Below are 3,752 nucleotides of genomic sequence, written 5' to 3'. Positions count from 1 at the left end.
CGTTGTTTCGAGGAAGTGCTTGGTATTGAGGAGGCAGAGGTGCTGCTGCGCCGCGTCGTATTCCACTACACCCCGAAACACGCCAGCTGGCTCAACATGGCGGAGATCGAGATCGGCATCCTTGATAGGCAGTGTCTGGATCGACACTGGCACGAGCGCGACGCGCTCACTGCTGAGGTGGATGCCTGGCAACAGCGGCGTAATGCCGAGCGCCGATCGATCGAGTGGACGTTCACTCGACAGGATGCAGATCGAAAAATGCAGCAGCATTATGTTTCGTAATTAATATGTTTTGATACTAGGATTGGTGCCCAAGCAGCATTCAAGCGGTGGCAAACAGTTATTGCTCGGTATTAGCAAACGCGGCGATACGTATCTTCGCACCCTGCTGATCCACGGAGCACGAGCAGTCATCCGTTTTGCCGAGAAGAAGGCCGAGCCAGAAAGCTGGCTGCGCAAGCTGATAACACGGCGCAATAAGAATGTTGCTACTGTTGCCCTGGCAAATAAGAACGCTCGCATCATCTGGGCATTGCTCACCAAAAAAACGACATTTCACTCCGATCATACTACTGCAACGACTACCGCAACTCACTGATCGTGACAGTTGAATAGAAGCGTATTGGTAATGTTGCAATAAAAACGAGTTTAAGGAGAAGGACTACCACCGATTGCGCAGGCAATCATGACATGATGGCGAGACTGGTCAGACCGTGAGTGGCTAAACCTGAAAATCGCACAGTGCATCAAGCACGCTGAAGTGATAAGGAGCTGCTCAGCGAATTCCATCAGGGACAGAGGCTGAGGCGTCCCCACAAAATATCATTAAAAAACAATGTATTGTTGGATGGAATTCGGATAAAAATAAGATTAAGCTGGTCTGAGCATGAAATTTCTTTCTAAAATAATAACCTGGAAGGATAAATTTATGTCGATTATTGATCTGCTGCATAACTTATTGAAAGAAAAAGTTCCCGGCATTCATGCTACCCGTCTCCAAGCTCTGATGGCTGCTGTTCAGGCTGGTTTGAAAGGAGCGCCTGTATCGATTACACAGCTCGGGCGGTCGCTTGTCCGTACCTGCCTATATCAAACACAAAATCAAGCGTATGGATCGCTTAGCCGGCAATTACCATCTCAACAGCGAACGCATGGAGATATACGGCACTATGACCCGATGGCTATTGCAATCCCTGCCCATGCCCTTGATCCTTATCGACTGGTCGCCCCTGACAACAGATCAGCATCAGCAACTCTTACGAGCGGCTTTGCCCACGGGAGGGCGTTCCGTTACCTTGCACGAAGAAATTCATCCCGTTAAGAAACTGGGCAACCGTCGGATACAGCAGCGATTTCTTAGGAGTTTGCAAGCATTGCTACCAGCCGATGTAGCGCCTATCATCGTTGCTGATTCTGGATTTCGCACGCCATTCTTTCGCGAAGTTGAAAATCTGGACTGGCATTGGCTCGGGCGAATCCGCAATCGCGATTTCATTGCCCGGGTCAACCGGCCTAACGATTGGCTGGCGGCAAAGTCACTCTACGCTAAAGCCACTCGAACACCCAAGTGCTTAGGCTCGGCCCGTTGGGTACAGCCATCCGCTAAACGGTGAGCTGGTGACTTTTTATAGGCCCGTTAGAGGTCGTAAACAGCTGACCGCCCAACATCATCCAAGCAAATCCAGTGCCAGTCGTAAACATGCCAAACGCGGAAAAGAGCCCTAGCTTCTGGTTGTGTCGCCCTCGCTAAAAGCGTTTTCTGCAGTGCGGGTCGTGGATTATTATCGAAGCCGTATGCAAATTCAGGAAAGCTTGCGAGACACCCAAAGTACGCATTATGGTTTGGATTTTACCAGCGAAAGTCGGATTGAAGCCGAACGCCGAGCCAACCTGTTATTAATTGCCGCGCTCATCATTTTTGCACTTTGGCTTACGGGGATATGTTTAAAAGGTACTGATATCGAGCGATACCTTAACCCGAATATTTCATAAATTCGCGTGATGATCACGCAGGATTTTGATTAATAGGGAAGTTTTGAGAAGGAGGGGTGTAGTGATTCATACACCCGACTGAGCAAAATCTTTTTTATTAATCAAAAGGCAAGTGAGGGAACGCGCCAATTTATGAAATATTCGGGTTAAGGTCAACAGCGGCCAAGGTCGTTCACCCTATTCAGTTATTTTTCTTGCCACAATAGCTTGTCGCTATGTCGTTTTTGAATTATCCGCCTCAATGTTGGAGCAGGCGCAAGCCCTTTTAGTAGATTACTTCGATTCATTGGAGAGAGGGTAAATTCATGGGGATACCTCAGGGACAGAGGCAATTCGTCTCATACCGAGAGTCCGCATGTATGGCAGCAATCTTTACTTTCTCAGAATCATTAAATGAAAGCTTGGCAAAAAGTGGGCGTCCATGTATGGGATTTGATCGTCACGATGGATGATGCCACCAGTGAGCATTGCTCGATGTTTTTGGTTGAGGAAGAGGGCGGCATGAGCAGCTTCCAGGGCGTACAGGAAGTCATTGAGAAACATGGATTGTTTGCTTCGTTTTACTCCGATCGTGGCAGCCACTACTGGTACACGCCGGAAGCAGGCTGTAAGGTTGACAAACAGAATCTCACTCAGTTTGGGCAGGCCATGAAACGATTAGGAATCGAGATGATTGCAGCCTATTAACCAGAAGCACGCGGGCGCAGCGAACGCATGTTTCGCACGCACCAGGAACGCCTACCAAAAGAGTTGGTGTTAGTCGGTATTACCGATATGGCAACAGCCAATCGACATCTAAAAGAAGTCTATATGCCTGCTTTCAATGCCGAGTTCATGCAATCAGCACGCGAGGAAGGCAGTACTTTTGTACCATGGATCGGTGAAGAGCTTGCAGACACCCTCTGTGAACGCCATGAGCGCGTTGTTGGCCATGATAACTGTGTTAGCTTTGAGGGCTTAAAGCTTCAAATCCCGGCAGATCGCCATCGCTGCCATTATGTGAAGGCAAGAATCGCGCGTATTGCGCTATTCAAATGGCCAAGTGGCTATCATGCACGGCCCAAGGAAACTTGCCACATACGGTTCGTCTGGCAAGGAAATAAAACTGGACAGCTCAGTTGTCGCGTAAATCCGCCGCCACAACTGCGCAATGAATAAAGTGACAATTCAATGTGTTTCAAAGCGGACAATTTATTTGCTACAAAACCGGACATTTCTATTTGTTGCTAACATTGGGGAGCTTTGTATTCTTGCATTATCTTTAGAATAAACGTAATATCCCGAAGTTTTTTAGCAAATTATTAAAAATTGAGGAATTGAGTTTATATGGCCAACACTGCACAAGCCAAGAAGCGGGCGAGACAAACAGTCATGAGGCGAGAGCAAAATTTTAGTTTGCGATCTAGAATGAGGACTGCGATCAAAAGTGTGAGAAAAGCGATTGAATCTAGAGATAAAGATCTGGCAAAAGCTGTGTTTAGTAAGTCAACCAGTATTCTGGATGCTATCGCAGACAAAGGGATTATTCATAAAAATAAAGCAGCGCGGCATAAAAGTCGTTTGGCAAAGTCGATTAAAGCTATGGTTTGATAATCGAATTAGGGTAAAAGTTTTTTTGTGTTAGCTGTTTAGTTGTTAGAGAAGAGATTTTAAAAAACGAAAAATGAAGGAGAGAGGAATGGATGCCCGAGGATGGCTGAAGGGGTTAGTAGTGGCATGTGGAGTAATGTTTGCGGGGGCATTGCATGCGAACATATCGA

General features: G+C 47.1%; 6 protein-coding genes and 1 pseudogene. All 7 read left to right on the top strand.

Going from position 1 to position 3,752, the window contains the following annotated elements:
- Positions 1 to 282, top strand: a 282-nt coding sequence (locus BLP80_RS14510; RefSeq protein ID WP_176754393.1) for a transposase, incomplete at its 5' end; no start/stop codon positions are given.
- Positions 283 to 298: 16 nt separating this feature from the next.
- A pseudogene (locus tag BLP80_RS14505) lies at positions 299 to 598 on the top strand (transposase); the annotation flags it as partial.
- A gap of 442 nt (positions 599 to 1,040) precedes the next feature.
- Entirely contained in the window at positions 1,041 to 1,613 is a 573-nt protein-coding gene (locus BLP80_RS14500; RefSeq protein ID WP_143002325.1) for an IS4 family transposase, read from the top strand.
- A gap of 160 nt (positions 1,614 to 1,773) precedes the next feature.
- Positions 1,774 to 1,992, top strand: coding sequence for a hypothetical protein (locus BLP80_RS14495; protein ID WP_090544417.1), 219 nt, complete (start codon positions 1,774 to 1,776; stop codon positions 1,990 to 1,992).
- Positions 1,993 to 2,385: 393 nt separating this feature from the next.
- Positions 2,386 to 2,679, top strand: a complete 294-nt coding sequence (locus BLP80_RS14490) for a hypothetical protein (protein WP_090544415.1) — start codon at positions 2,386 to 2,388, stop codon at positions 2,677 to 2,679.
- A 27-nt stretch (positions 2,680 to 2,706) separates the two neighbouring features.
- Positions 2,707 to 3,150, top strand: a complete 444-nt coding sequence (locus BLP80_RS14485) for a hypothetical protein (protein WP_218120470.1) — start codon at positions 2,707 to 2,709, stop codon at positions 3,148 to 3,150.
- Between the two features lie 168 nt (positions 3,151 to 3,318).
- Positions 3,319 to 3,582, top strand: a complete 264-nt coding sequence (rpsT, locus tag BLP80_RS14480) for a 30S ribosomal protein S20 (protein ID WP_090544413.1) — start codon at positions 3,319 to 3,321, stop codon at positions 3,580 to 3,582.
- Positions 3,583 to 3,752 lie beyond the last annotated feature (170 nt).

The sequence above is a fragment of the Nitrosomonas sp. Nm132 genome (assembly GCF_900100485.1).
GTDB lineage: Bacteria > Pseudomonadota > Gammaproteobacteria > Burkholderiales > Nitrosomonadaceae > Nitrosomonas.
The sequence above is the reverse complement of the archived record's forward strand: the minus strand, read 5'-3'. Positions and strand labels throughout refer to the sequence as shown.